This window comes from Holophagales bacterium (genome assembly GCA_016719485.1).
In the GTDB taxonomy this organism is placed as follows: domain Bacteria; phylum Acidobacteriota; class Thermoanaerobaculia; order UBA5066; family UBA5066; genus UBA5066.
The window spans coordinates 309627-335141 of the sequence record JADJZB010000021.1 but is presented as its reverse complement, the minus strand read 5'-3'; the positions used below and the strand labels follow the sequence as shown (position 1 = coordinate 335141).

At 70.0% G+C, this 25515-nt stretch carries 23 protein-coding genes; 15 read left to right on the top strand and 8 right to left on the bottom strand.

Annotation, left to right across the window (positions count from 1 at the left end; translation table 11 throughout):
* The first annotated feature begins 101 nt into the window (after window positions 1–101).
* The 5 genes from kdsB to IPN03_13540 all read left to right on the top strand — a co-directional run bounded on the left by kdsB (window position 102) and on the right by IPN03_13540 (window position 4219).
* Window positions 102–857, top strand: coding sequence for a 3-deoxy-manno-octulosonate cytidylyltransferase (gene kdsB / locus IPN03_13560; GenBank protein ID MBK9374714.1), 756 nt, complete (start codon window positions 102–104; stop codon window positions 855–857).
* Complete coding sequence (locus IPN03_13555) at window positions 854–2545, top strand: CTP synthase (protein ID MBK9374713.1); 1692 nt, start codon at window positions 854–856, stop codon at window positions 2543–2545. Before kdsB ends, IPN03_13555 begins: the two co-directional genes overlap by 4 nt.
* Before the next feature lie 11 nt (window positions 2546–2556).
* A complete protein-coding gene (locus IPN03_13550) occupies window positions 2557–2766 on the top strand; it encodes a hypothetical protein (GenBank protein MBK9374712.1) in 210 nt (69 codons plus the stop codon).
* A gap of 90 nt (window positions 2767–2856) precedes the next feature.
* On the top strand, window positions 2857–3345 hold the full coding sequence (locus IPN03_13545; protein MBK9374711.1) for a dual specificity protein phosphatase family protein: 489 nt from the start codon (window positions 2857–2859) through the stop codon (window positions 3343–3345).
* Between the two features lie 7 nt (window positions 3346–3352).
* Window positions 3353–4219, top strand: a complete 867-nt coding sequence (locus IPN03_13540; protein MBK9374710.1) for an alpha/beta hydrolase — start codon at window positions 3353–3355, stop codon at window positions 4217–4219.
* A 13-nt stretch (window positions 4220–4232) separates the two neighbouring features.
* On the opposite strand, the gene tkt is transcribed toward IPN03_13540, so the two are convergent.
* Complete coding sequence (gene tkt / locus IPN03_13535) at window positions 4233–6206, bottom strand: transketolase (protein ID MBK9374709.1); 1974 nt, start codon at window positions 6204–6206, stop codon at window positions 4233–4235.
* A gap of 98 nt (window positions 6207–6304) precedes the next feature.
* Between tkt and kdsA the strand changes: the two genes are divergently transcribed.
* On the top strand, window positions 6305–7144 hold the full coding sequence (gene kdsA / locus IPN03_13530) for a 3-deoxy-8-phosphooctulonate synthase (GenBank protein ID MBK9374708.1): 840 nt from the start codon (window positions 6305–6307) through the stop codon (window positions 7142–7144).
* 2 nt (window positions 7145–7146) lie between these two features.
* Window positions 7147–8625, top strand: coding sequence for an OmpA family protein (locus IPN03_13525; GenBank protein ID MBK9374707.1), 1479 nt, complete (start codon window positions 7147–7149; stop codon window positions 8623–8625).
* A gap of 34 nt (window positions 8626–8659) precedes the next feature.
* On the opposite strand, the gene IPN03_13520 is transcribed toward IPN03_13525, so the two are convergent.
* Together IPN03_13520 and IPN03_13515 are read right to left on the bottom strand one after the other, a co-directional pair.
* Complete coding sequence (locus IPN03_13520; protein MBK9374706.1) at window positions 8660–9034, bottom strand: nitrous oxide-stimulated promoter family protein; 375 nt, start codon at window positions 9032–9034, stop codon at window positions 8660–8662.
* A complete protein-coding gene (locus IPN03_13515; protein MBK9374705.1) occupies window positions 9031–9387 on the bottom strand; it encodes a hypothetical protein in 357 nt (118 codons plus the stop codon). The genes IPN03_13520 and IPN03_13515 overlap by 4 nt, the downstream gene beginning before the upstream one ends.
* Window positions 9388–9731: 344 nt before the next feature.
* On the opposite strand from IPN03_13515, the gene IPN03_13510 reads away from it, so the two are divergent.
* Complete coding sequence (locus IPN03_13510) at window positions 9732–12707, top strand: TonB-dependent receptor (GenBank protein ID MBK9374704.1); 2976 nt, start codon at window positions 9732–9734, stop codon at window positions 12705–12707.
* Window positions 12708–12881: 174 nt separating this feature from the next.
* Here the strand turns inward: IPN03_13510 and IPN03_13505 are convergent, their stop codons facing one another.
* A complete protein-coding gene (locus tag IPN03_13505) occupies window positions 12882–14216 on the bottom strand; it encodes a hypothetical protein (protein ID MBK9374703.1) in 1335 nt (444 codons plus the stop codon).
* A 526-nt stretch (window positions 14217–14742) separates the two neighbouring features.
* Entirely contained in the window at window positions 14743–15435 is a 693-nt protein-coding gene (locus IPN03_13500; GenBank protein MBK9374702.1) for a DNA alkylation repair protein, read from the bottom strand.
* 131 nt (window positions 15436–15566) lie between these two features.
* On the opposite strand from IPN03_13500, the gene IPN03_13495 reads away from it, so the two are divergent.
* The 5 genes from IPN03_13495 (at window position 15567) to IPN03_13475 (ending at window position 20450) form a co-directional block, all read left to right on the top strand.
* Window positions 15567–15977 (top strand): GntR family transcriptional regulator, encoded by a 411-nt coding sequence (locus tag IPN03_13495; GenBank protein MBK9374701.1) that lies wholly within the window; start codon window positions 15567–15569, stop codon window positions 15975–15977.
* Window positions 15974–16906 (top strand): ABC transporter ATP-binding protein, encoded by a 933-nt coding sequence (locus tag IPN03_13490; GenBank protein ID MBK9374700.1) that lies wholly within the window; start codon window positions 15974–15976, stop codon window positions 16904–16906. The genes IPN03_13495 and IPN03_13490 overlap by 4 nt, the downstream gene beginning before the upstream one ends.
* Window positions 16903–18834, top strand: a complete 1932-nt coding sequence (locus IPN03_13485) for a hypothetical protein (protein MBK9374699.1) — start codon at window positions 16903–16905, stop codon at window positions 18832–18834. The genes IPN03_13490 and IPN03_13485 overlap by 4 nt, the downstream gene beginning before the upstream one ends.
* Window positions 18835–18954: 120 nt before the next feature.
* The gene (locus tag IPN03_13480) at window positions 18955–19812 is read left to right on the top strand and encodes a KpsF/GutQ family sugar-phosphate isomerase (GenBank protein MBK9374698.1); all 858 of its coding nucleotides are present in this window, start codon (window positions 18955–18957) and stop codon (window positions 19810–19812) included.
* 32 nt (window positions 19813–19844) lie between these two features.
* Entirely contained in the window at window positions 19845–20450 is a 606-nt protein-coding gene (locus tag IPN03_13475) for an HAD hydrolase family protein (GenBank protein MBK9374697.1), read from the top strand.
* Window positions 20451–20469: 19 nt separating this feature from the next.
* Here the strand turns inward: IPN03_13475 and tatC are convergent, their stop codons facing one another.
* Window positions 20470–21222 (bottom strand): twin-arginine translocase subunit TatC, encoded by a 753-nt coding sequence (gene tatC / locus IPN03_13470; protein MBK9374696.1) that lies wholly within the window; start codon window positions 21220–21222, stop codon window positions 20470–20472.
* Window positions 21219–21512, bottom strand: a complete 294-nt coding sequence (tatA, locus tag IPN03_13465; GenBank protein ID MBK9374695.1) for a twin-arginine translocase TatA/TatE family subunit — start codon at window positions 21510–21512, stop codon at window positions 21219–21221. The genes tatC and tatA overlap by 4 nt, the downstream gene beginning before the upstream one ends.
* Window positions 21513–21624: 112 nt before the next feature.
* Between tatA and IPN03_13460 the strand changes: the two genes are divergently transcribed.
* Window positions 21625–23241, top strand: a complete 1617-nt coding sequence (locus IPN03_13460) for a S41 family peptidase (GenBank protein MBK9374694.1) — start codon at window positions 21625–21627, stop codon at window positions 23239–23241.
* Window positions 23242–23306: 65 nt separating this feature from the next.
* Window positions 23307–24377: a redox-regulated ATPase YchF gene (ychF, locus tag IPN03_13455; GenBank protein ID MBK9374693.1), complete on the top strand. Its 1071-nt coding sequence runs from the start codon at window positions 23307–23309 to the stop codon at window positions 24375–24377.
* Window positions 24378–24450: 73 nt separating this feature from the next.
* Here the strand turns inward: ychF and IPN03_13450 are convergent, their stop codons facing one another.
* The gene (locus IPN03_13450) at window positions 24451–25506 is read right to left on the bottom strand and encodes a Stp1/IreP family PP2C-type Ser/Thr phosphatase (GenBank protein ID MBK9374692.1); all 1056 of its coding nucleotides are present in this window, start codon (window positions 25504–25506) and stop codon (window positions 24451–24453) included.
* Between the last annotated feature and the right edge of the window lie 9 nt (window positions 25507–25515).

Below are 25515 nucleotides of genomic sequence, written 5' to 3'. Positions count from 1 at the left end.
CTGCCCGCTCACCCGAAGGATGGTAACCGGCGACCCGAGAGCATGGGTTACCATTCGACGTGCCCCACCCTGAACGCGCGGTCGTGGTGATCCCTTCGCGGATGGGCGCTCAGCGCTTCCCCGGAAAGCCCCTCCACCCCATCGCCGGAGTGCCCCTCGTCGTGCGAGTCCTGCGCCAGGCCCTGAAGTCGCGCCGGGCCCACGCCGTGCTGGTCGCCACGGACGACGAGCGGATAGCGGCCGCCGTGAGGGAAGCCGGGGGGACGGCGGTGATGACCCCGTCCGATCTGCCTTCGGGGACCGACAGGGTGAGGGCTGCCGTAGCGGGGACGGACGCCACGATCGTCGTGAACGTCCAGGGCGACGAGCCGCTGATGGAGCCGGAGAACATCGACCGGGTCATCGAGTACCTCCTGGACCACCCGGAGGTCCCGCTCGCAACCGTCGCCAGGCCGATCGACGACCCCGCTGTCATCGCCGACCCGAACGTCGTCAAGGTCGTCAGGGGCGACGACGGCAGGGCGCTCTACTTCTCGAGGAGCCCCATCCCGTTCCGGCGGAACGCGGAGCCCGGGCTGCCGACCTGGAAGCACCTGGGGCTCTACGGCTACCGCCGGGAAGCCCTCGACACCTGGACGAGCCTCCCTCCCCACCCTCTCGAGAGGGCGGAGAGCCTCGAGCAGCTCCGCGCGCTGGCCGCCGGGCTCGTCATGGCCGTCCTCCCCGCCGTCGGCGACTCGATCGGGGTCGATACGCCGGCCGACGCGGAGGCGGTGGAACGGTTCCTGGAGAACGAAGCGGTGGCGGGCGGAGCCGCCCGAACGGTCCTGGCGGGAGCGGAGGGAGGGGAGCGATGAGCACGAAGTACGTTTTCATCACGGGAGGGGTCGTGTCTGGCCTGGGGAAGGGGATCGCGGGGGCGTCGCTTGCGGCCCTCCTCGAGGCCCGAGGCTTCAAGGTCACCCTCCAGAAGCTCGACCCCTACCTCAACGTCGACCCGGGGACGATGTCGCCGTTCCAGCACGGCGAGGTCTTCGTCACCGACGACGGCGCCGAGACCGACCTCGACCTCGGGCACTACGAGCGCTTCACCTCCGCCGTCACGGGCAAGGCGAACAGCATCACGGCCGGGAAGATCTACCAGACCGTCATCGAGAAGGAGCGGCGCGGCGACTACCTCGGCAAGACCGTCCAGGTCATCCCCCACGTCACCGACGAGATCAAGGACTGCATCCGCCGCGTCTCGGCCGACAACGACGTCGTCATCGTCGAGATCGGGGGCACCGTCGGCGACATCGAGTCGCTCCCGTTCCTCGAGGCGATCCGCCAGTTCCGCAAGGACGTCGGCCGCGGCAACGCGCTCAACATCCACGTCACGCTCGTCCCCTACATCGCCGCCTCCGACGAGCTGAAGACGAAGCCGACCCAGCACTCCGTCAAGGAGCTCCTCTCCATCGGCATCAAGCCCGACATCCTCCTCTGCCGCGCGGACCGCGCGATCCCGGAGGAGATGAAGAAGAAGATTGCCCTCTTCTGCAACGTCGACGAGCCCGCGGTCATCACGGCGCGCGACGTCGCGACGATCTACGAGTGCCCGCTCGCCTTCGCCCGCGAGGGGCTCGACCAGATCGTCCTCGACTACCTCTCGCTCCCCCACTCCGAGCGCGACCTCACGCGCTGGGACCAGATCGTCAACCGCTGGAAGAACCCCGCCGGCGAGGTGACGATCGCGATCGTCGGCAAGTACGTCGCGCTCGGCGACTCGTACAAGTCGCTCAACGAGGCGCTCCACCACGGCGGCATCGCCAACAACGTCAAGGTCCGGCTCGAGTACGTCGACTCCGAGGACCTCGAGACGACCGGCTACCCCGAGACGCTCTCCCAGGCCGACGCCATCCTCGTCCCGGGCGGCTTCGGCCGCCGCGGCATCGAGGGGATGCTCCGCGCCATCCGCTATGCCCGGGAGACGAAGGTCCCCTTCTTCGGCATCTGCCTCGGGATGCAGTGCGCCGTCATCGAGTTCGCGCGGAACGTCTGCGGCCTGGCGAACGCGAACTCCACGGAGTTCGACGCGAACGCGCCGCACAAGGTCATCTACAAGCTGCGAGACCTCATCGGCATCGAGGCGCTCGGCGGGACGATGCGCCTCGGCAAGTACCCGTGCGAGCTGGCCGACGGCTCCACGGCCCGCCGCGCCTACGGCGAGACGCTCATCCACGAGCGGCACCGCCACCGCTACGAGGTCAACCAGGAGTTCCTTCCCATCCTTCGCGAGGCGGGGCTGGCCGTCACCGGCGTATCGCCCGACCGGAAGTTCGTCGAGATGGTCGAGCTCCCGGACCACCCCTGGTTCCTCGGGTGCCAGTTCCACCCCGAGTTCAAGTCGAAGCCGACCGCGGCACACCCCCTCTTCAGGGACTTCGTGAGGGCCGCCCGCGCCCACCAGGCCGCGCGAAAGGAAGGCGTCGCGCAGAAGACGGCCTCGCTCGACCCGCCCGTCGCCGTCCCCGCGAACCTTCCCCCGCCGAACGGCCAGACGGCCTGACCGGATCCGCCGTGACGACGCCCCGCACCGTTGACCCTTCCCTGCGCCACGGAGAGGCCGGAGAGCGCTGGGGCAACCTCGCCGCACCGGCCGGAGCGTTCACCGCCGGCGACACCTTCCTCTTCCAGGGGGAAGCCGGTCGCAGGGTCGTCCGGCGCGTTCTCGTCTTCCCGACGGACCGCTCGAGGCGTCTCGTCCACTACGAGTCGGCCGACAGCTGACCGGAAGCCGAGCCCGGCGCCCGGTTCGGAAAAGGGGGCGTTCGTTTCCCCTCTCCCTCGGTCCGGGCGCGAGGTAGAGTCGGCACGACCATGCAGCTCTATCCGATCGACGACGCCGAGACGCTCTTCATCTCGCCAGCCATCGACGACTGGAGCCCGGTCCACGCCAACCGGATCGGCTGCATCATCGACCTCGACGGCGAAGTGGACCACGGCGTCCCGAGCCTTCCGGGCCACATGCTCTACGTCTACTTCCCCATCTTCGACGAGGATCTTCCCGACCTCGCCCGTCTCGACGCCGTCTGCTCGCTCGGGACGCGTCTCCTCGAAAGCGGACAGAAGGTCCTTTCCCACTGCGGAATGGGCTTCAACCGGTCTGCCCTCGTCGCGGGGGTGATCCTCGTCCAGCGCGGCCTCTCCGGTTCCGAAGCCGTCGCGCGGATCCGGAGCCGGCGGCCGGGGGCGCTCTTCAACGAGACCTTCGAGGCCTACCTGGAGAGCCTCCCCGCGGGACGGAACCCATCGGCGACCGACATCGCCCCGCCGGGAAACGAAGAGCCCACGGCGCCGACCGTCTGACACGCACATGCCGAAGGAACCCTGGACCCACCGCGATGAAGCTGTCGGCGGCCTCCGCCTCCACTGGGTCGAAGCGGGCGAAGGCCCTCTCGTCCTTCTCCTCCACGGCTTCCCGGAGCACTGGCTGGCCTGGCGGCACCAGGTTCCCGCGCTCGCCTCGGCCGGGTTCAGGGTCGTCGCCCCCGACCTGCGCGGCTACAACCTCTCCGAGAAGCCGAAGGGCGTCTCGAGCTACCGGATGGAGCTCCTCGCCGGGGACGTCGCGAACCTCGTCCGGCATCTCGGCTACCAGAGGACCTTCCTCGTCGGCCACGACTGGGGCGGGGCCATCGCCTGGTGCGTTCCCGCGCTCCACCCCGGCCTCGTCGAGAAGCTCGCGATCCTCAACGCCCCGCACCCGATCCTCTTCCGACAGAAGCTCGCGACCTTCGCACAGGCGAAGCGCTCGTCCTACGTCTTCTTCTTCCAGCTCCCGTACTTCCCGGAGCGCTCCCTCCTTCGGCGCCGCGCCGGCTTCCTGAAGGGGATGCTCCGCCGCGACCCGGTCACCTTCGGGGCGTTCTCGCCAGATGAGATCGAGGCTTACCGAGAGGCGTTCCTCGTCCCCGGTGCGGCGACGGCGGCGATCAACTACTACCGCGCCGCCTTTCGCACCGGCACGCGGATTCCGGGCCTCCGGCGTTCCCTCGACGGAGTCCCCACGCTCGTCCTCTGGGGCGAGAAGGACCGCTATCTCGGGCCCGAGCTCCTCGACGGCCTCGAAGCCCTCGTCCCCGACCTCCGCGTCGTCCGCCTCGACGCCAGCCACTGGCTCCCGGCTGACGCGGCGACCGCCGTGAACAGCGAGCTGATCTCCTTCTTCCGAGGGAGATAGGGAAAGGGGCCGTTCAGACGAGCTTGCGGGCAGCTGCGGCAACGGCCTCTGCGGTGAGTCCGAGCTTTTCGTAGACGGTCTGGAAGGGGGCGGAGGCGCCGAAGCGGTCGAGGCCGACGACGGTTCCGTCGAGACCGACGATCCCGGTCCACGAAAGTGTGGCGGCGGCTTCCACCGCGACCCGGGCGCGGCAGGAGAGCGGCAGGACGGAGTCGCGCCACGCCTCGTCCTGCGCCAGGAAGAGCTCGAGCGAGGGCATCGAGACGACGCGGACCGGGATCCCTTCCGCCGCGAGGAGCTTCTGCGCGGCGAGCGCGAGGTGCAGCTCGGAGCCGGAGCCGATCAGGATCGCCTTGAACTTCTCCGCGTCGGAGACGACGTAGCCACCGCGCAGGGCCGCGTCGGTCGGGGGGAGGATCGGGAGCGCCTGCCGTGTCAGGACGAGGGCCGTCGGACCGTGATCTCTTCCGAGGGCGACGCGCCAGCCGGCGGCGGTCTCGTTCGCGTCGGCGGGGCGGTAGACGACGAGGTGGGGCGTCGCGCGGAGCGCCGCGAGCTGCTCGACCGGCTGGTGCGTCGGGCCGTCCTCGCCGAGGCCGATCGAGTCGTGCGTGAAGACGTAGACGACCGGCTGCTCCATGAGCGCCGCGAGGCGGATCGCCCCCTTCATGTAGTCGGAGAAGACGAGGAACGTGCCGCCGAACGGCCGGAAGCCGTGGAGCGCGAGCCCGTTCAGGATGGCGCCCATGCCGTGCTCGCGGATGCCGAAGCGCAGGTAGGAGCCCGCGAAGTCGCCGGCCTTCACGTCGACGGCGGTCTTCGCTCGCGTGTTGTTGGACGGCGTCAGGTCGGCCGAGCCGCCCGCGAGCGTCGGGATGGCCGGGACGAGCGCGTCGAGGACCGCGCCCGAGGCCTGGCGCGTGGCGAGCGGCTTGTCGGCCGCGAAAGCCGGCAGCTTCGCTTCCCAGCCCTCGGGAAGCGAGCCCGAGAGGAAGAGGTCGAGCTGCGTCGCGAGGGAGGGGTGCTCGGCGCGGTACGCCGAGAGCCGGGCGTTCCACATCCCTTCCTCGGCCGCTCCACGCGAGGCCGCCTCGCCGAAGAACGCGCGGACCTCGTCGGGAACGAGGAACTGCGCGTCGGCAGGCCAGCCGAGCTTCTCCTTCGTGAGCCTCACCTCGTCGGGCCCGAGAGGCTCGCCGTGGGCCTTGCTCGTGTCCTGACGGTTCGGGCTCCCGAAACCGATGTGCGTCCGGCAGGCGACGAGCGAGGGCTTCAGGACCTCCGCCTTCGCCGCCGCGATCGCCGCCTCGACGGCGTCGGGGTCGTGCCCGTCGACGCGCTGGACGTGCCAGCCGTAGGCGGCGAAGCGGGCCGGAACGTCCTCGGAGAAGGAGAGGGACGTGGGGCCGTCGATGGAGATGTGGTTGTCGTCGTAGAGGACGACGAGCTTCGACAGGCCGAGGTGCCCCGCGAGCGCGCACGCCTCGTGGGAGACCCCTTCCATCAGGTCGCCGTCGCTCGCGATCACGTATGTGAAGTGATCGACGATCTCGTTCTCCGGACGGTTGAACCGGGCCGCGAGCATCCGCTCGGCGAGGGCGAGGCCGACGGCCGTCGAGACTCCCTGCCCGAGCGGCCCGGTCGTCATCTCGACGCCCGCCGTCAGGCCGTGCTCCGGGTGGCCCGGGGTGAGGCTCCCCCACTGGCGGAACGCCTTCAGCTCGTCGAGCGGGAGCTCGTAGCCGGAGACGTGGAGGAGGCCGTACAGGAGCATCGAGCCGTGCCCGGCCGAGAGGACGAAGCGGTCGCGGTCGAGCCAGGAGGGGTTCTTCGGGCTGAACCTCAGGAACCGGGTGAAGAGGACGGTGGCCACGTCGGCCATCCCCATCGGCATTCCGGGGTGCCCCGAGTTCGCCTTCTGGACACCGTCCATCGCGAGTGTCCGGAGGGTGTTTGCCGCGAGGCGGCGGAGGGCGGCATCGGCCATGGGCTTCTCCTTCGCGCCACGGATGGTACATGGAGCGGCCCTCCCTCCACGCTCCCGGAGCATCGCCGGCACCGGCCCGAAAGGCTACGATCGGCAGGATGGCCGTCCACGCATCGATCACCCCCTACCTCTCCGCCGGCGACCGCTGCCGCCCCGTCTTCTTCGCGGGGCCCTGCGTCATCGAATCGCGCGCCCACACCCTGAAGATGGCGAAGGCGGTCAAGGCCGTCTTCGAAGAGCTCGGCGTCGCCGACCGCCTCGTCTTCAAGGCGTCGTTCGACAAGGCGAACCGCTCGGCGGGCGATGCGTTCCGCGGCCCCGGCATCGAGAAGGGGCTCGACATCCTCTCGACCGTGAAAGAGAAGCTCGACCTGCCGATCCTCACCGACATCCACGAGGTCGAGCAGTGCGAGGTGGCCGCCGAGGTCGCCGACGTCCTCCAGGTCCCCGCCTTCCTCTGCCGGCAGACCGACCTGATCGTTGCCGCGGCCAGGACGGGCCGTGCCGTCAACGTGAAGAAGGGGCAGTTCCTCGCCCCCGACGACTGCGCGCAGATCGTCGCCAAGTGCCGCGGCGCCGGGAACTCGAACGTCCTCCTGACCGAACGCGGGACGACGTTCGGCTACCACAACCTCGTCGTCGACTTCCGCGGCCTGCCGATGATGCGATCCCTCGGCGCGCCGGTCATCTACGACGCCACCCACTCGCTCCAGCTCCCCGGTGGCCTCGGGAAGGAGACCGGCGGGGCCCGCCAGTACGCTCCGGCACTCGCCCGGGCCGCCGCCTCGGTCGGCGTCGACGGCTACTTCCTCGAAGTGCACGACGACCCGGCGAACGCCAAGTCCGACCGCGCGACGCAGCTCCCGCTGGCCGAGCTCCCGAAGTTCCTCTCGGACCTCCTGAAGTTCGACGCCTTGCGCCGCGAGACGGAGGGATGAGCATGGCACCGCGGGCCGCCCGGCCGGCCGTGCTCCTCGCCGCCCTCGCACTCGGTCTTCCTCCGGTCGCGCGCGCGGCCGAGGTGCGGCTGAACGAGGTCGTGTTCGACGGAAAGTCGGCGGTCGACATCCCCTTCGTCGCGACCGTCCGGGCCCCCGCGGGGGCGACTCTCGAGGCCGAGGTCCGCCCCGACGGCGACCGGACGCGCGTGGTGTTCGCGTGGCGGAAGATGAAGCCCGCGATCCTCTTCGGCGGCAACGTGACGACGTACGTCGCGTGGGCGGTGGCCAGGGACGGGACCGTCGAGAGCCTCGGCGAGCTCGGCGTCGTGGAGGCGAAAGGCGAGACGACGCTCACATCCGCACGGAAGGCGTTCGGGCTCCTCGTCACGGCCGAGACCGTTCCCGGGCTCGCCCTCCCGTCCGACGTCGTCCTCTTCACCGGCGGGGCCCCGGATCCACGGAAAGCGCGCAGCGAGCCGTTCACTCACGCAGGCCTTTCCGGAAGCGCGAAGCCCCGGAACGCGACGATCGCCACCCTCGAGTGGACGCAGCCCGAGCCCGTCGAGCTCGTGAAGGCGCGCACGCTCGTCGCCCTCGCCGAAGCTGCGAAAGGTGATCGCGAGCTGCGCGCGCTTCCCGATGCCCGCGCGGCGCTCGGCCGAGCGGAAGCGTCCTGGGTCCGCGAGGGCGCGAAGGCGCCGGCCGAGGAGGCGCGCCGGGCGGCCTTCTACGCGTCGGAGGCGCTTCGCGAGGCCGAGAAGCGCCGCGCCGCCGAGGAGGCGGCGCGGCTCGAGGCGGAACGGAAGGCAAAGGAAGCCGCGGAACGCGACCGCTCTGCCGACGAGGCCGAAAGACGACGGCAGGCCGAAGCGACGCTCGCCGAGGTCGAGGACCTTCGCCAGCAGGCCCTCCGCGACCAGGAGCGGACGCGCCTGGCCAACGCCGCGCTCGCCGCCGCGACGGCACAGCTCGAGGCGGAGAGGCTCGCCCTCGCGGGCCGGCAGGAGGAGCTCGGACGGGAGCGCGAGGTCCTCGCGGGCCGGCTCGCTGACGCGCTCGGAAAGGTCGCCACGACGGAGGAGACGCCCCGCGGCCTCGTCGTCGTCATCCCCGGGGCTTCGTTCGAGGCCGGCCGATCGGCCCTGACGGCGGCAGGCCGCACGGCGATCGGGACGCTCGCCGGGATTCTCCTGATGGTCCCGGAGAAGAACGTGCGCGTCGAGGGGCACTCCGAGCCGACGAAGAACGTCCAGGCCGCCCGAAAGCTCGCCGACGAGCGGGCGCGCACCGTCGCCGACCTCCTCCGGGAGCAGGGTGTCGCGGGCGAGAGGATCGCTTTCGAGGGCTACGGCGCGGACCGCCCCGTCGCCTCGAACGCGACCGCCGAAGGGCGCACGGCAAACCGGCGGCTGGAAATCGTCGTCGCCGAAGGGGCGATCGCGCCCCCCCCGCCGCTCGAGCCGGCACCGAATCCCTAGACGGTCGGAGCGGCCCCGGGCCCCACGCGGGGCGTCAGCCCTCCCCGGCCGGTCGCTTCAGCCGCTCGGCCACTTTCTGCGCCTTCTCGGAGAGGGGGAGCCGCTCGTCGCGCAGGTGGAGCAGGGCGAGGACCGGGTGGCGGAAGAGCATCCGCGGGCCGGCGTAGCGCATCACCTGCCGCACCCGCTCCCGCATCCCCTCTTCGTAGCAGTGGACGGGGCACTTCACGCACGTCGGCTTCTCCTCGGCAAACGGGCACCTGGCGAGGCGCCGCTCGGCGTAGAGGCGCAGCTCCTCGCACTCCGCGCACAGCTCGTCGGCACCCCCGTGAAGATCCCGGCAGGCGATCCGGATCATGGCCTGGAGGGTCCTCCACTCCCGGGCGACCCGGCGCTCGGCGGAGGTCATCGGACGGGCTCCCCCTCCCCGCCGGACGCCGCTTTCGCGGGCGGGACGCTCACAGCCAGCGCCGCGAGCGCCGTCAGGACGGCCACGACGCCGAGAATGACCGCGAGCCTCCCCCACGGCCGCCCCGCCTCCACTCTCTGGCCGGCGAAGAAGGCGAGTGTCCTCACCCATTCGAGCGCGCCGAGGACGAGACCTGCCTGGACGGCCCTCGCGCTCCACCGCTCCCGTACCAGGAGAAGAAGCGGCAGCGCCAACGAGAGGACGACGAGCGGCATCTGACGCGCCCGGAAGAAGTGCGCGGCGAGCACGAGGACCGCAAGGACGACCGGGAGGGCTCTCAGGGACGCTTTCATCGCCGCATGAGGAGATCACGTCTCACGGTCGACGGAGATGACGGCGATCATGGGACCGAACAGTCGGCGAAGCGCCTTCGAGCGCTCCCTGGCCCCGCGAGCCTGGAGGTTCCGTGTCATCTGGCAGCCCGTTTGCAGCGAGAATCTTCGAACCCGGGAAACCCAACAATCAAATGATCGCGAGGGCCTGTGAATGCGGGCCGAAGCACTTGGGAAGGAAACCTCAGGGCGAATCCCCATACGGAATCCCGGGTTGCGTTACGGATTTCCGTCGCGCAGACATCGGCGGTGGAAGTGAACGTCAGGGAAACACAGGTACAGGTCAGGCTTGAGGAGAAAGACGTATGAAGCTTCTTCGATTCACAGCGGTCCTGGTCGTCGCGATCCTCGTCGCGGGGGTTGCCTTCGCGCAGGGGAACCCGACGGGCACCCTGACGGGACGCGTCCTCAACGAGGGGCAGGGGCTTCCCGGTGTGACCGTCACCGTCAAGTCCCCGTCGCTGATGGGATCCCGGACCGCCGTCACGTCCATCAACGGCGACTTCGTCCTCCCCCAGCTTCCCGCGGGCGACTACACCACCACCTTCACGATGAGCGGCTTCCAGACCGTCACCCGCCAGGTGAAGCTCTCGGCCGCCCAGACCACCCCCGTCCAGATCACGATGGGGCTCGCCTCCGTCGCCGCGGAGGTGGCCGTCGTCGCGCAGCGGGAGACGATCTCGCAGACGCAGCAGAACGCGACGACCGTGACCTCCGAGCAGCTCGGCAAGCTCCCGACGGCCCGGAACATCGCGTCGGCGGTCGCCCTCGCTCCGGGGACGTCCAACACGGGGCCGAGCGGCAATACCGTCATCGGCGGCGCGATGTCGTTCGAGAACCTCTACCTCGTGAACGGCGTCGCCGTCCAGGACAACATCCGCAACACGCCCTACAACCTCTTCATCGAGGACGCCATCCAGGAGCAGACGGTCTCGACCTCGGGCATCAGCGCCGAGTACGGCCGATTCACCGGCGGCGTCGTCAACGTCATCACGAAGTCGGGCGGGAACGTCTTCAGCGGATCGTTCCGGACGACGTTCGACAACGACAAGTGGACGAAGAAGACCGACTACGTCTCGCCCACCACCGGCCAGAACACCGAGGTGAAGGTCGACAAGATCAACCCGACCTATGAGGCGACGGTCGGCGGCCCGATCTTCAAGGACGTCCTCTGGTTCTTCCTCGCCGGCCGGGCTCTCGAGACCGAGGCGAGCCGCAACACGGCGACGCCCGTCAGCGCCGCGTACATCTTCAACCCCGACGAGAAGCGGTACGAGGCCAAGCTCACCGCCTCTCTCGGCGGCAGGCACACCATTCTCGGGAACTACCAGCAGATCGACCGGGTCGAGACGAACAGCTCGTTCGGCACGATCTACGACCTCGAGAGCCTCTACGACCGCGAGCTGCCGCAGAAGCTGTTCTCCTTCAACTACTCCGGCACGCTCTCCGACAACATCTTCCTGGAGGGCCAGTACTCGCAGCGGCAGTTCAGCTTCGTCGGGTCCGGGTCGACCTACACGGACCTCATCTTCGGAACCCTGATGGTGAACAACGCGAACGGCCGCCGCTGGTGGTCGCCCACCTTCTGCGGCGTCTGCGACGACGAGAAGCGCGACGCGAACCAGGCCCTCCTCAAGGGCACCTACTTCCTCTCCACGAAGGGGCTCGGCTCGCACAACATCGTCCTCGGCGGCGAGATGTACGACGACCAGCGCTTCTCGAACAACCACCAGTCGGGCAGCGACTACCGCATCTACACGACGGACGTCCTCGTGCGCAACGGCGTCGTCTACCCGGTCGTGAACACGACGGCGGCCGGGAACTCGCTCTCGTTCATCCGCTGGACCCCGATCCTCCAGGGCACCCAGGGCAACTCCTTCAAGACCTGGTCGGTCTTCCTGAACGACAACTGGACGCTCAACCGCAGCCTGAGCTTCAACGTCGGCGTCCGCTGGGACAAGAACGACGGGCAGGACGGCGCCGGCCGGAAGACCGTCAGCGGTGACGCGATCAGCCCGCGCCTCGGGATGACCTGGGACGTCAAGGCCGACGGCGACATGCTCGTCAACGCCTCCTACGCCCGGTACGTCGCCGGGATCAACAACTCCCAGGGCGATGCCTCCTCTCTCGGCGGTCAGCCCGCGACGGTCGACTTCGACTACCGCGGACCGACGTTCAACCTCGACCCGAACGCCACGACCCTCGTGTCGACCGAGGACGTCATCCGTCAGGTCTTCGCCTGGTTCCAGGCCAACGGCGGGACGAGCAGCCGGATCCGCGGCACCCCCTCCATCCCCGGCATCAACCCGAACATCGAAGGCGGGCTCTCCTCCCCGAACACCGACGAGTTCTCCGTGGGCCTGACGAAACGGCTCGGCACGCGGGGCCTCGTTCGCGGCGACGTCGTCTACCGCACCTGGAACGACTTCTACGCCAACCGGGTCGACCTGGGCACCGGTACGGTCTCGGGCTCCCTCGCCGGCGTCACCCGCACCTTCGACAAGCAGCTCATCGTCAACACGAGCGAGGAGGAGCGGGAGTACTGGGGCTTCACGCTCAGCGCGAGCTTCCGCCCCGTCGACGGCCTCCAGCTCCAGGGGAACTGGACCTGGTCGCGCCTGCGCGGCACGTTCGACGGCGAGAACGCCGCGAGCGGCTCGCTCCAGAGCGTCGCCCCGTTCTATCCCGAGTACAGGGACGCCTCGTGGTCCCGTCCCGTGGGCGACCTCGCCGCCGACCAGCGCCACAAGGTCCGGCTCTGGGCCATCTACGACCTTCCTCTCGGCATCGACTGGATGCAGTCCTCGGTCAGCGTCCTGCAGAACTACGACACCGGCCTGCCGTACGGCGCCGTCGGTGCGGTGGACACCCGGCCGTACGTCACGAACCCGGGATACCTCGCACCGCCGTCGACCGCCACCTACTACTTCAGCGCGCGCGACGCCTTCCGGACCGACGACGTCTGGAGGACCGACCTCTCCCTCAACCTGAGCTTCCGGCCCGTCGGCTCGCTGGAAGTCTTCGTGGCCCCCCAGGTCACGAACGTCTTCAACCAGCAGGCGATCGCCGGCAACACGGCGAACATCACCACGACGATCGAGACCCGGCAGAACAACAGCGCCTCCTACGCCGCGTTCAATCCTTTCACCACGGCGCCGACACAGGGCCCGCGCGGCTCCGGCGCGAACTGGAACTACTCCTCGACGTTCGGCCAGCCGGTCGGGCCCGCGGCGTACCAGAACCCCCGCACCTTCCGCTTCTCCGTCGGCCTCCGCTTCTAGCGCCAGCCCCGCGGGGACCCGGTCTCCGCGTTCTCGTTCGCCCCGGCCTTCGGGCCGGGGCTCTTTTTCTTCCGGGTTCTCCCGAACGGCCCCCGACAGGCCGGAACGCCTCGGCGCCCGCGTCGTCACGAGGGACGCGCGGGCGGCCGCCTCCCCGCCCGCGGGCGCCTGGCTTCAGCCGGCCTCGTCCGACGGAACGCCCAGCACGTCCTCCATGTCGTCCTCCGGGACGCCGGGCTCCGAGAGCGCGACCTCCAGCCCGGCGGCCCTGAACCAGGGCGCCTCGGCCGGCTCCACCTCGCCGCCGCCACGGAGGAGCCGCTCGGCCAAGGCTTCCTTCTGCTCGAGGGCCCAGGTCCGGAGGGGCGACGGCTTTCGCTTCGTCCCGGGCCGGGCACCGACGAAACCGGTTCGGACGACGAGGATGGCCGCAGCCGACAGGAAGAGCGCGCGGAAAGCGTCGGGCCGCGGCTCGGGATCGAGCCAGGAGAAGGCGAGGAGCGCGGCCGCGAGAGGAAGCGACGCCGATGCCGGGACGAGGGTCGAGAGGGCCCCGAAGCCCGCATCCCGGGCCTTTCGCGCGGCGAAGAAGATCGCCGCGGCCACGGCGAGCAACGCCACGACACCAGCCACCTTCACCCCGAGAGTGGCGTCGGCGAACGCGAGCGGGACGAGGCCCACGACGAAGGCGACAGGGGTCGCCTCTGCGACGTCGCGAGCCCGTTCCGGGTGAGCCGCGTCGAAACGCTCGGTTTCCCCGACCCAGACCAGGGCCTCGCCGTGGAACGCCGCTTCGACCGCTCCGTCGATCCTCCGGCCGAGCCTCGCGGCCGTCTCCCGGGCCTGGTCGAGAGGCAGGGAACCACGGTCGCCGAAGAGGAGGCCGACGAGAGCGGCCTCCGGCGGCCGGAGATCGGACGGGTCGGCGCGCAGGACGAGGTTCGGCGGCTCCTGCCGGTCGACGACGACGCCCTTCGCGTCGCGGAGGCGGCGCCAGACCTCGCCGGCTGACGGGGCGAGCGGCGCGCGCGCGCCGAAGAGCGACCCGAACACCTCGGGCGAGAGCGCCTCGGGCCTTTCCGGAAGGGGCCCCGGCGCGGGGGCCTTTCGCCGGCGTTGGCGGCGCCACGCGAGGAAATTCCTGCCGAGGAGGTACAGCCCCGCCGCGATCGGCAGGAGCGCGAGCCCGAAGAGCGCCGCCGGGAAGAGGTGATCGACGCCAGCGGGCCGCTCCTCGACTTTCCGATCGAAGAGGAACGAGAGGTCGACTCCCTCGCCGGGCGCCAGCGCCCTCTCGAGCGTGACGAACATGAAGTTCCCGGCGAAGCTCCAGGAGTTGTGTCCGACGAGGCCGTAGTCGAGCGTCTCGATCGGCCCCTCCCGGCCGGGGGCGGCGACGTTCAGGTCGAGGACGTATCGGTGAAGGGGATTCGGGCCCGCGCGCTTCAGCGCCTCGCGCGTCTCGTGCCACCGCTCCGAGAGGCGCTCCCCGAGCGAGCTCGCAGGCATCGGCCGAGCATGGGGCCGTGGCGCCCAGACGGGCGTCATCGCCCCCCAGGCCTTCCAGCGAATCCGGTAGGTCAGCGTCGTCGGCGCCTCCCACGGCGGCGCGTTCGAGAAACGAAGAGCCCAGGAGAGCGTCGTCCCGTCAAGGGTGTAGCGATCCTGCTCCCAGAGGGTCCCTGCCTCGAGCTTCCTCTCGCCGCCGGCCGGGTCGAGGAGGACGACCTCGAGGAGTTCGGGGAAGGCCGGCTGCCGCGCGTCGAGCCGGCGCGTCGCGACGAAGGAGCTCTCCGACGCGACGAGGACGTGCTTCTCCGTCAGGACGACCGTCCCGTCGGCCTCGAGGTCCGCGTCGACGCGGACGCTCGTCCAGCGCAGCTCGGCGTCAGCCGGAAGCGCGGCAAGCGTCGCGGCGAGGGCCGCGGCCGGAAGAAGGCGAAAGAGGAAGATGTCGGAGGTTATCAGGCGCGGTCTCCGGCTCGCGAGCGGCCGGCGGCCCTGGGAGTGGACTGCGCTCTCGCCCCGCCGCCGCTCAACCCAGGTGCTTCGTCGCCTCCCGCCGGGAGAGGCCGGAGAGGCGGTCGGCGTTCGCCGCCACGTACCGGCGCACCTCGACCGGGTCCGTCCGCGCGTATTGCCGGAGCGCCCAGCCGATCGCCTTGCGAAGAAAGAACTCCTTCGATGCGAGCGATGGCTCGATTGCGGCGTAGAGCAGATCGAGTTCCGTCTTCTCCTTGAAGCCGAGCTGGCAGAGGATCGCCGCACGCCTCTTCCAGAGGTCGCCGGACCGCGCCCAGGCGAGAATTGCCCGGCGCAGCGCGCGCGGCTCCCTTCGCAGCAGCTCGCCGAGGAGGTGAGCGGCGACCGGGTCGACGACGTCCCACCAGGCCCCCGCGACGACCATTTCCTCCCAGACGGGGAGGGCGTCGAGATTGCGAAACCTCGCGAAGGCCTTCCACCGGGCCAGCTCCACCGCGGAATACACCTCCTCGCGGAACTCCGCCCCCCGGAAGACCCCGAGGACCTCTCGGCGGAACGCCCCGGCATCCCGGAGGTCGAGCACGGCGAAGGCGCCACGACAGATCGCGCGGAGCGGAACCGCCCCGACGCCGTGGAAGGGCATCGCCGACTTCATGTAGGCCTGCGCGCCGCGGGCGCGCTCCGGGTCACCATGGGCGGCCAGCCCCCGGCGAAGCGTGAGGAGAAGGCGAGTCGGGCGCGGCATGGTGCGATTCTGCCTCGCCGCACGGCCCGGTCCGAACCCGGCACGACATTCTTCCCCTCGTCCCTTGACAACCTCGAAACCCGGTCCTACTGTATCGGTGTTGTGATACACCGAAGCGCCGGGAGCCCCCCGTGATTTCCCGCGGCCTCCACGTCGACCCGCGCGACGCCGTCCCCATCTGGAAGCAGATCGAGGAAGGGATGCGGCGTCTCGTCGCGTCCGGCGCGTTGAAACCGGGCGCGCCGGTCCCCTCGGTCCGCGACCTCGCCCGGGACCTGCAGGTGAACCCGGCGACCGTCGTCCGTGCGTACCAGCGCCTCGTCGACGCCGGCCTCCTCGTCGTGAAGCGCGGCGAGGGAACGTTCGTCGCCGAAGGCATCCCGACGCTGCCGAAGGCCGAGCGGGGCCGTGCGCTGGTCGAGGGTGCGCTTCGCTACGCGTCGACCGCGGTCACGGTCGGCGCCTCGCGCGACGAGGCGGCCCACGCCCTCGACTCCGCCTTCTCGCGCCTCGCCCCCACGAAGGAAGGAGAGAAGAAGTGACGGTCGCCGCTGACCAGACCCGAGCCGCGTGCGTCGACCGGCTCACCGTCCGCTACGGACGCACGACCGCCGTCGACGCGGTCTCGTTCGACGTCCCGAAGGGCTCCGTCTTCGCCCTCCTCGGGCGCAACGGCGCCGGGAAGTCCTCGCTCGTCCGCTGCCTCCTCGGCTGGCAGAAGCCCGAATCCGGACGGCTGGAGCTCCTCGGCGAGGACCCGTGGCGGAATCGCACGAAGCTCATGGAGCGGGTCGGCGTCGTCCCGGAGGAGCCCGACGCCCCGCGCGAGATGACGCCGCGGCAGCTCGGCTCGTTCTGCGCGCGCCTCTACCCGTCCTGGGACGCGCCGGGCTACGTCGCCCGCCTCTCGCGATTCGGCGTGCCGCCGTCGACCGCCTTCGGCCGGCTCTCCAAGGGGCAGAAGGGGCTCACGCAGCTCTCCCTGGCCCTCGCGGCCTCCCCAGAGCTCCTCCTTCTCGACGACCCGACGCTCGGCCTCGACCCGGTTGCCCGGCACGCTTTCTTCGACGAGATCGTGACCGAGCTGGCCGACCGGGGGACGACCGTGTTCCTCACGACGCACGACCTCGCGGGCGTCGAGCGGATCGCCGACCGCGTCGGCATCCTGAATGACGGTCGCCTCCTCCTCTGCGAGGAGACGGAGAGCCTCAAGTCGCGCTTCCGCTCCGTCCGCTACCGGAGCGAGGTCACCGAGGGCCGGACGGAGTTCGGCAACGAGCTGGACGAGATGGAACCCCTCCGCGCGAAAGTGCGGGGCTGGGGAATCGAGGCGGTCGTTAACGGGTACTCCGACGATCGCTTCGAGCGCTTCGCCGCGCAGGACGGCATCACGGACGCCGAGGCCTCGCCCCTCTCCCTCGAAGAGGTCTTCCTCGCCGTGGCCGGTGAGGAGAAGGGAGCCGCCCGATGAGGCGCTTCGCCGCAGTCGCCATCCGGGAGATCGTGGAACGGCGCTTCGTCCTCCTCGCCGCCGCGGGAGCCTCGCTGATTCCGCTCCTCGTGCCGCTTCTCCCCGGCGTGCCGGGCGACGGCTCCTCGGCAACCGGTATCTCGGCCCTCATGATCTCCTGCGCGTTCGGCCTCGGGGGAGCTCTCCTCGTCGGGGCCTCGGTCGTCGGCCGCGAGCTCGGCGAGAAACGCCTCTCCTTCCACTTCGCCCGGCCTCTTCCGTCGGCCGTCATCTGGGGCGGGAAACTGGTGGGCGGCCTCGCGCTCGTCCTCCTCGCCCAAGCGGTCGTCGTCCTGCCCGCTCTCGCGCTGAAGCTCGGTCCCAGGGGCCTCTGGGAAGGTCTCCTCGACCTCAGGGTCGTCGCGGCGCTCCACCTGCTCGTCGTCCCGCTGTTTCTCCTCTCCTGGGTCGGCTCCGTCGCGCTCCGGTCGCGTTCGCCCTGGCTTGCCGTCGATTTCGTCCTCCTCGCCGCGTTCCCCGCCATCCTCTACGCTCTCGGCAGGCGGCTCCTGCTCTACGGACAGGTCCCGAGCCCGACGAACGCCCTCGTCGGCGCCGGTGTCTTCCTCGCGACGCTCATCGCGGCGACGTTCGCGCAGGTGGCGGCGGGCCGCACGGACGCGAGGCGAGGCCACGGCGCCCAGTCCTTGGTCCTCTGGGGAGCTCTCGGAGCCGCCGTGCTCGCGCTTTCCGTCTGGGTCGAGAGAAGGGTCGACCCGGGCTTCCGGTCCTTCGTCACGGCGGTGACGAGCCCGGCGGGGTCGAACGGCGACTGGGTCCTGCTGGAGGGCACGCCGAAGGTGAGGGACGACTATCGAATGGCCCGATACCTCGTCGACCTCCGAACGGGGCGGAGCCTCCTGCTTCCGGTCTCGTTCGGCCACGTCGTCTCCGGCGACGGGTCGCGGGCGACGTGGATCGGCTCCTCTTCTCCGTTCGACAAGGGCCCGCGCCGCACGGTCCTCGACCTCTCGACAGGCGACTCCTCGGAATACCCGACCGGCTCGATGGAGTTCGAGCTCGCTCTCTCGGCCGACGGACGCCGGCTCGCCTCGCTCTCGATCGACGGCGTCTGCGAGGTGACCGACCTCGAGAGTGGGAGACTCCTCGCCTCGGTGAAAGTCCCCGGAATCGAGCTCTGGTTCACCCGGGTCGCGTTCGAAACCGCCGACGTCGTCCGGATCGAGCCGATCATCCGCCGACCGGCCGAGGCGATTGAGCGGCAGGCCGTCCCTCCGCTCCCTCCGGTGCCGGCCCTCTTCCTGCTCGACGTCCCCTCGCGGAAGGTGGCCCCGGCAGCGATGGCCGTGACTCCGAGCCCCCGGATCCAGCGCGTTTTCGGATCGGCAGGGCGCTGGAGGGCCTTCGTCCGCAGGTCGGAAGACCGATACCGGCTCCACCTCCTCGACCTGTCCTCGGGTTCCGTTCTGGCGTCGTTCGGAGAACCGGATGCCCGGTCCGGAAGCGCCCCCCGGGGCGGCCCGCTGGCAGACGGGCGGGCCTGGGTCCTGTCGCCGTCAGCCGCGGGCGGGCACCTCTCCCTGATCTCTCCCGACGGTGCTCTCGTGCGCGAGGTGCGCCTCCCCGCCAGATCGGGAATGTGGGACGTCGGCTTCGAGGTCGCACCGGGCGTCCTTCCCGTCTCGATCCCCGCGTGGGTTCGCAACGCCCGGCCCCGGTGCCTTCTCGTCGACCTGAACACCGGCGAGACCCGCGAGGCCGGACCGCTCCGCGCCGTCGAGAGCCACTCCCTGGCCATCGCCGCGCCGCCGCCCGGTTCGCCCGTCACGCGCCTCTTTGCCGAAGCTGAGACCGGGCGGCTCGTTCTCTTCGACCCCGCGACCGCCGCGCAGACGCCCCTCACGCGCGGCCGCCCCGCCGGCAAGTAATATCGGCGGGTGACCACCTCCGCACGCCGCGAAGCCCGCCGCGTCCTCGAGATCGAGGCCGCGGCGATCCGCTCCCTCGCATCCGGCCTCGACGACGGGTTCGACACGGCCGTCGCCCTGATGCACGGGACGACGGGCCGCGTCGTCGTGACCGGCATCGGCAAGAGCGGGATCGTGGGGCAGAAGATCGCCGCGACGCTCGCCTCGACGGGGACGCCTTCCTTCTTCCTCCACCCCTCGGAGGCGATCCACGGCGACCTCGGGATGATCCTCGCGGGGGACGTCGTCCTCGCCCTCTCTCACTCCGGGGAGAGCGCCGAGATCGTCGCCCTGCTCCCCCACGTGCGGCGCCGCGGCGCCAGGCTCGTCGCCCTGACGGGACGGCGTGGCTCGACGCTCGGCCTGGAGGCCGACGCCGTCGTCGAGGCGGCCATCCACGAGGAGGCCTGTCCCCTGAACCTCGCCCCGACGGCCTCCACGGCCGCGCAGCTCGCGATGGGAGACGCCCTCGCCATGGCCCTGTCGGTCGAGAAGGGCTTCCGGCCGGAGGACTTCGCGGCCCTCCACCCGGGAGGCAAGCTGGGGAAGCGCTTCCTGAAGGTGGCCGACCTGATGCACTCGGGGGGCGACCTGCCTCTCGTTGCGCTCGGGGCCCCGATGAAGGACGTCGTCTACGAAATGTCGAAGAAGCGGCTCGGGATCACGGGCGTCGTGGACGGCGACGGACGCCTCGCCGGAGTCGTCTCGGACGGGGACCTTCGCCGCCTCCTCGAGCGGGAGGGAGAAGGAGCCTGGGGGACCGACGCGGCCGGGGCGATGAACCGGGCCCCGAAGACGATCGCCTCCGGCGCCTTCGCCACGGAGGCGCTCCGGCTGATGGAGGAGCGCAAGATCACGTCGCTCTTCATCGTCGGTGAGGACGGGCGTCCGAAGGGAATCGTCCACCTCCACGACCTCTGGGGCGTCGAGTCGATATGACGATGCGCCCCACTGGCGGATAATCCGCGGTCATGCCGGCAGCTCCGATCGTTCCCGACGACCTCCGGACGAAGCTCCTTCGCATCCGTGCCCTCGTCCTCGACGTGGACGGTGTGCTCACCGACGGGTCTCTCACGTTCGACGAGGAAGGCCGGGAGCTGAAGTCGTTCGACGTGAAGGACGGGCTCGGGCTCGTCCTCCTGCGCGACCTCGGCTATCGGATCGGGATCATCTCGAGCCGCGCCTCGAAGGTCGTCGCCCAGCGCTGCCGCGACCTGAAGATCCCCGACGAGTGCATCCTGCAGGGCGAGCTCGACAAGGCGGCCGCGTTCGACAGGCTCGTCGGCCGCTGGGGGTTCGAGTCGTACGAGGCCGTCGCGGTGGGCGACGACCTCCCCGACCTCGGGATGATGCGGCGCGCCGGCATCGGTGCGTGTCCGTCGGACGCGGTCTCGATCGTCAAGGATGCGGCCGCGCTGCACCTGACGAAGCCGGGCGGCGGCGGCGCCGTACGCGAGCTCTGCGACCTGATCCTCGAGATCCGCCGCGGCGCCCGGGCCGACAAGCCGCAGGAAGTGCGGCCGGCCCAGCCGTCGTCCGACGGCTCGGTCGTCCAGTTCCCGGGATCACGCGGCTAGACGCGCCCCCGGGTTCGCCTCAGGCGGCTGTCGTCTTCCCGCGCTTGCGGAAGAGCCAGGCGAGTCCGATCCCGAGCAGGTAGAGCGCGATCATCGGCAGGGCGAACGCGCACTGCGTCGGGATGTCGGGCGTCGGCGTGATGAGCGCCGCGATGACGAAGATGACGAGGACGGCGTAGCGGAACTTCTGAAGAAGCCACTTCTCCGTCACGACGCCGATCCTCACGAAGAAGACGATGGCGAGCGGCGTCTGGAAGACGAGACCCATCCCGAGGAGGATCTTCGACAGGATGGCGAGGTAGTCGTCGATCTTCAGCACCGGGGTGAAATCGGCGCCCATCGTGACGAGGAACTTCGCCACCATGGGAAACGCGATCTCGTACCCGAACCACCCGCCCGCGCAGAAGAAGACGGCCGTCGAGAAGACGAACGGGAAGACCCACTTCTTCTCGTGACGATAGAGCCCGGGCGCGACGAAAAGCCACACCTGAAGCAGGATCACGGGGCTCGCCAGGAAGATCCCGGCGATCAGCGCGATGTTCAGGTAGAGCATGAAAGGCTCGGTCAGGTTGGTATAGGCGAGCTTCGTCCCGGCCGGGAGGACTTCGAGGATCGGTTTCTGCGCGATCCGGAAGAGGTCCGCGGCCTTCCACCAGGCGAGAAAAAAGCCCGCTGCGATGGCGATGGCCGAGTAGAAGAGCCGTTTGCGGAGCTCCTCGAGGTGCTCGAGGAACGTCATCCGCGTCAGGTCGTCGGCGGGAGTCTCCGTCACGCGGGCCGGACCGAGTCGCCGCGCTCCTCGGCGGCAGGGCTCGCGACGGTCCCCCCGGCCGGGACGGCCAGCGGACCGGAATCGGGGGCGGGAACGGGCTTCTGGGCCTCGTCGCGGGCCGCCTTCTCCACCTCCTCCTCGATCGATCGCTTGAGGTCGGTCGAGGCCCTCTTGAACTCGCCGAGCCCCTTCCCGAGCTGCTTGCCCAGCTCCGGGAGCTTCTTCGGTCCGAAGATCAGCAGGGCCAGAGCGAAGATGAAGATCAGCTCCGGCATTCCGAGGTTGCCCATGGCGGCGGAATCGTCCGCTGCGCACCCCCCGGAGTCAAGGCCGAACCCGGCGGACCCGCGACCTCTCCCGTGGACGGCACGCCGCGTGCTACCGTTCACGATGGAGGCCTCCGTGACGCCGATTCTGCCCCGTTCCCGCGCCCTGAAGCTGCTCGCCGCGCCGCTGATCCTCGCTGCCACGACGCTCCTCGGCAGCACTCTCGGACCGCGCCTCCTCGCCGTCTCCGACGCGACGAACCCGATGATGAAGGAGTACTCCGACCTTCTCGCCACGGCGAGGGCCTGGTACGCCGACGACCTCGGCACCGAGAAGCTCGTCTACTCCTCCATCTCGGGGATGCTCGACTCCCTCGACCCGCACTCGAACTTCCTCGAGCCCGAGGAGTACGGAGTGATGCAGGAGAAGCAGCGCGGGTCGTTCTACGGTCTCGGGATCATCATCTCCAAGCGCAACGGCAGGGTCACGGTCATCACGCCCGTCGAAGGCTCCCCCGCCCAGCGCCTCGGGATCCGCGCGGGCGACATCATCGACCTCGTCGAGGGCGAGCCGATCGACGACCTCCCGATCGACGCCGTCGTCAAGAAGCTCAAGGGCCCGAAGGGGACGACGGTGAAGATCACCATCGTCAGGCCCGGCCTCGGCGAGCCCCTCCAGATGACCGTGACGCGCGCGGAGATCCCGACGAACTCGGTCTCCTTCGCCTTCATGATCGAGCCGGAAGTCGGCTACATCCGCCTGAAGGACTTCACGCACACCTCCGCCCCCGAGCTCGCGGAAGCATGGGCGAAGCTCGAGAAGCAGGGGATGAAGAAGCTCGTCTTCGACCTGCGGGCGAACCCGGGCGGCCTCCTCGACCAGGCCATCGCCGTCTCCGACTTCTTCCTCCGGAAGGGAGAGAAGGTCGTCATGACCCGCGGACGCCAGGCCAACTCGGAACAGGTCTTCGCGGCGCCCGGCCGGAACACGAAGGCGCGGATCCCGGTCGTCGTGCTGATCAACAAGGGCTCGGCCTCGGCCGCCGAGATCGTCGCCGGAGCCGTCCAGGACCAGGACCGCGGCATCGTGGCCGGCCAGACGAGCTGGGGGAAAGGTCTCGTCCAGTCGGTCTACACCCTCTCCGACGGCGCGGGCCTCGCCCTGACCACGGCCAAGTACTACACGCCGTCGGGACGCTGCATCCAGCGCGACTACAAGGAGTTCATCGAGTACGTCGCTCCCGCCGACGAGGAGGAGGCCGAGGGCGACGTTCCGGCCGAGCCCGGGTCGCGGGAGGTCTTCCGGACCGCGGGAGGACGCGCCGTTTACGGCGGTGGCGGCATCAATCCCGACGTCGTCGTGAAAGCCGGGAAGCTCTCGCGCTGGATGGCGACCCTCTACGCCCGGGGCGTATTCTTCGAATGGGCGGTCCAGTACCGCTCCAGGAACACCGAGATCCCCAGGGACTTCAAGGTGACCGACGCAATCCGGGAGGACTTCTTCGCCTTCGCCGACGGCCGGCCGAACGCGCCGGAAACCCCTTCCCGTACGGCGTTCGCCGACGAGAAGGACCAGCCCTCGGTCGATCGCGCCCTGGTCGAGGAGATCGTCGGCGCCGTCCACGGGCCCGAGGCGGGCTACCGGATCTCGATCGAAGGGGACGAGCAGCTGAAGAAGGCCCTGACGCTCTTCCCCGAAGCCGAGAAGCTCGCCGGCATTCGCCCCGAGCCCGCGGCGATCGCCAGGAAGTAGCCTCCAGGCCCGCTCGGAGCGCGGCAGACGGCCGGGAATCGGCGGTCTGCTACGCTCCGGCGGCAATGAAACTCGGCATCGTCGGCCGGCCGAAGACCGGAAAGACCACCCTCTTCAATCTCCTGACCCGCTCCCACCAGTCGGTCGACAAGTTCGGCGCCGTGCGGGAGACCCACCTGGGGACGGCCCACGTCCCCGACCCGCGCCTCGACCGCCTGTCCGCGCTCTTCAAGCCGAAGAAGCACACCCCGGCCACGGTCGACTTCGTCGACGTCCCGGGCATCGCGAAGGGCGAACAGGAGAAGATCGACTTCTCGGCCCTCAAGAACGTCGACGCCCTCGTTCACGTCCTGCGCGCCTTCGAGGATGCCGACCTTCCGCACGAGGGTGGCGTCGACCCTGCGCGCGACGCGAAGATGCTCGACGAGGAGCTCGTCCTCTGCGATTACGTTCTCCTGGAGAAACGACGCGAGAAGCTCGACAAGGAGAGGAAGAAGACGAAGTCGGCCGAGCTCGACGCGGAGTGGGCCGCCATCGAGAAGTGTCTTCCCGCCCTCGAGGCCGCCACGCCGCTCCGGGCGGCCGGCCTTTCTGCGGCCGAAGAGAAGTGCCTTCGCGGCTTCACGCTCCTGTCGCTGAAGCCCCTCCTTCTCGTCGTCAACGTCTCCGACGCCGACGCGGCTGCCGATCCCGTGGCGCGATTCGGGCTGGAGAGCTTCGCCGGGCAGCCCCGCGTCGTCGTGGCGCGCGCCGCCGCGAAGATCGAGATGGAGCTCAACGACCTGCCCGACGAGGACGTTCCGGTCTTCCTCGCCGACCTCGGTCTCTCCGAGCGTGGGGTGGACCGGATCCTCCGCGCGTCCTACCGCCTCCTCGGCGTCCAGTCGTTCTTCACGGCCGGCGAGGACGAGTGCCGGGCCTGGACGGTACCCGTCGGCGCGACCGCAGTGGAGTGCGCCGGGGCGATCCACTCCGACCTCGCCCGTGGCTTCATCCGCGGCGAGGTCGTGGCCGTCGAGGACCTCCTCGAGCTCGGCTCGCTCGCCGACTGCCGGACGAAGGGCAAGCTGAAGCTCGAGGGGAAGGATTACGTCGTGAAGGACGGGGACGTCGTCCACGTCCGGTTCAACGTCTAGCGAGCCTCCCTGGAGGAGGGTGCCGGCGGAGCCGGCACCCGACCCGGCCCCGCAGGCGCGGCCGGGACCGTGCTCAGCCCTTCGGCTCGGGGGCCTCGGACGTCCCCGGTGCCTCGGACGGTGCCACGGGGGGCGCCTCCGGGGCAGCCTCCGGCGGTGCCTCCGCTTCGGGAGGTGCTGCGGCCGGCGCTTCAGGAGGTGCCTCGGGCGCCGTCGGGGAAGCTTCGCCCGCGGGCTTCTCGGTCACCGGAATCTCGACGCCTTCCCTCGGCGTGATGTCGTCGTCGCTCACCGTCGCGGTCCGCAGGGAAACCGTAGTCTTCTCCCTGGAAATGTCGGCGGACCTGTTCAGCGCCTCGACGGCCGAACCGGACTTCACCTCGACGACGATGGCCGTGATGTTGTCGACGCCGCCCCGGTCGTTGGCGAGGTCGATGAGCCCGTGGACGATCTCTTCGAGGGACCGTGACGAGGCCAGGGCGTTCGTGATCTCCTCGTCCGACACCATGCCGGTGAGACCGTCGGAGCAGAGGAGGAAGCGGTCGCCGCCTCCGACGGGAATCTCGATGAGGTCGACCGCGACGTGCGCACCGCCGCCGAGGGCGCGGGTGACGACGTTCTTGAGCGGGTGGCTTCGAGCCTCGTCCTCGGACAGGATCCCGGCGTTGACCTGCTCCTGGACCCACGAGTGGTCGTCGGTCAAGCGCCGCAGCTCGGTCTCGCGCAGGAGGTAGGCGCGGCTGTCTCCGACGTGGACGAGCGTCGCCCGCTTCTCGTCGAACAGGGCGGCCACGACCGTCGTCCCCATTCCCTTCAGCTCGGGACGGTTCACGACGGCGCGCATCACCTTCTCGTTGGCGCGCTCGACCGCCGTGCTGAGACGGTTGCCGTCGACGGAGTAGCGGTTGTTGTAGCCGAACGGCCACGTGTTGTCGTGGTCGTCCTCCGTGCCGGCGATGAACTCCTGGATCGATTCGACCGTCAGTCGGGAGGCCACTTCGCCCGCGGCATGGCCACCCATGCCATCGGCGACGACGAAGAGACCCCGCTCGGCGTCGAGCAGGTAAGCGTCTTCGTTGTGCTTCCTCTTCCGGCCGACGTCGGTGAGACCGTATGCATTGAGAGCCACGTGCGGATT